The organism is Bradyrhizobium shewense, assembly GCF_900094605.1.
Lineage (GTDB): Bacteria > Pseudomonadota > Alphaproteobacteria > Rhizobiales > Xanthobacteraceae > Bradyrhizobium > Bradyrhizobium shewense.
Genome location: NZ_FMAI01000094.1, coordinates 1 through 1,915 on the forward strand (window position 1 = coordinate 1; position 1,915 = coordinate 1,915).

Here is a 1,915-nt window from a genome sequence, read left to right on the forward strand (position 1 = left end):
TTCTCGAATCAGGTGCTCATCAAAAAATCATAAGTGATTCCGGCGACTCAAGTTTTCGGTTGGGCCGGGCCTCAAAAAATGTGGGTAATCGTAAGACGACGCTGACCGTCTGATTGATGCATTCGCGCGGCCGCGGGCGAGCTCTATGGCTGGTTGCGTGACGGTCAGGCGGCCTGATCGGCGGCTTGTCGGGTTGGCGCAGGAGCTTCCATTCCAGGGCAGCAGCTCGTGCAGACGCGATGCGGGAAGATCGGGCGATACGGGCGAGGACGTCGGCGAGCCAAGCCTTGGGATCGACGTCGTTCAGGCGACAGGTCGTGATCATCGTCAGCATGATGGCGGCACGGTCGGTGCCTCGCTGGATGCTGGCGAAGGTCCAGTTGCGCCTTTCCAACGCCATGCCTCTTAATGCGCGCTGGGCGCAATTGTTGGTCAAGCAGATCGTGCCATCGTCGAGGAAGCGGGCGAGGTCGTCCCAGCGCCTCACAATGTAGTTCATCGGCTTCAGGACTTCAGAGGAGCGCGAGAGGGTTTCGCGCTCACGCAACAACCATGCGTGCATGTCGTCGAGAAGCGGCTTGCTCTGTTCCTGGCGCACGGCGCGTCGCTCGTCGGCGCCGCTGCGTTCGATCTCGAACAACGCATCGAGGCGTCTGACCGCCTCCAGCGCGATCGGAGAGACCGGTTTGATCGAGCAGATAGCTCACCTGCGCCGGAGAGATCGTTACCGATTCGCCGGCACCCCATGGCCAGATTAACCTTCCTCTCTCGAGTCTTTTGTAAATGGGCATGCTCCTGGCCATTGTGACAAATCACCTTCAGCAGGTCACCGCAGCGACCGCGGAAGCAGAAAAATGCCCGTCCAGCGGGTGCTTGCCGAGCACTTCCAGAACCTGCTGCGCCAAGGAGGGGAACCCCCTGGATATATCCGTGTAGCCGGTCGCCAGCCACACCCGCGCGCCCGTCGGGATCGCGATCATCGGCGCTCCAGTCCCCAGGCAATTTGAACCACCGCCACGACATCCGCTCCAGGACCGAAGACCACGCGCGGGCCATTCGGGCTTGCGATTTCGATCTGGCCTGCCTCGACAGCTTCCGTCGTTGCGAGCGTGCTCGGCACACTATCGCAGGGTCGAGCGGCGGGCCAATCGAACCCTCTCTAGCCCGATGATTGGAGGCCAAAGCCTTGCGCGAATTCAGCAGAAGCTGACGTGAGATCCCGTACCGGCGAGCGGTTGCCGAAGCCAGTCGTGGCATCGCCAAGCTCTCTTCTACGATCTTGAGCTTCTCCGCACTCGTCCAGCGTCGCCGCCGACCGGTCTCCACCACCTCTATGCGGCTCAGCACCGCACTGTCCTTCACGTCCATAAGGACCGGCAGCTACGCAGCCGACCTTTTCATAAGGCGGCCTTGCGCGGATGCGCATTTAGCGGAGGCGGACGTGCGGTCTTATAAATGATGGTGCGCGCTCTCGAAGAGCTGCGTGGACACCCAGGCATTGCCCTTAGTCCGGCGCGGAGGTGCTAGCTTATTAGCAACGAAAGCTGCCAACGCCTCGGCGTCATCGTTCTGCCTCAGACCCAGCATATTGGAAGCACTTCCGGCGGACGCGTAGCATATTCGCCGTGGCCTATACACGGTTTGTGCTTGTACAACGCAGGACGACGAGGGCTTTTTAACGAAATCCCTCCCCAGTTTGCGCCCGACGCTATCGTCCCCTCGTTGTTCACCTCGATGCATCATGCGCACCGCGACTCACTGACAACTCGCTCCGGGCAGGGCGAGATGATGGGCCTCGCACATCGCAGTGAGCGACCTACGTAGTCGTCCGTGAAGAATACGGATCGGTCTGAGAAGTAAGCAGAATTGGTCTTGATGTAGTATTCGATTTTGCAGGAAAGTGGGGTGCTGGACC

Annotated in this window: 1 protein-coding gene and 1 pseudogene; both read right to left on the reverse strand. The window is 60.3% G+C overall.

The annotated features are described in order from the left end of the window. Positions 1-181: 181 nt before the first annotated feature. Positions 182-688: pseudogene (locus GA0061098_RS43380) on the reverse strand (IS66 family transposase); the annotation flags it as partial. A gap of 130 nt (positions 689-818) precedes the next feature. After that, on the reverse strand, positions 819-980 hold the full coding sequence (locus GA0061098_RS45890) for a hypothetical protein (RefSeq protein ID WP_208610761.1): 162 nt from the start codon (positions 978-980) through the stop codon (positions 819-821). Positions 981-1,915: the final 935 nt, after the last annotated feature.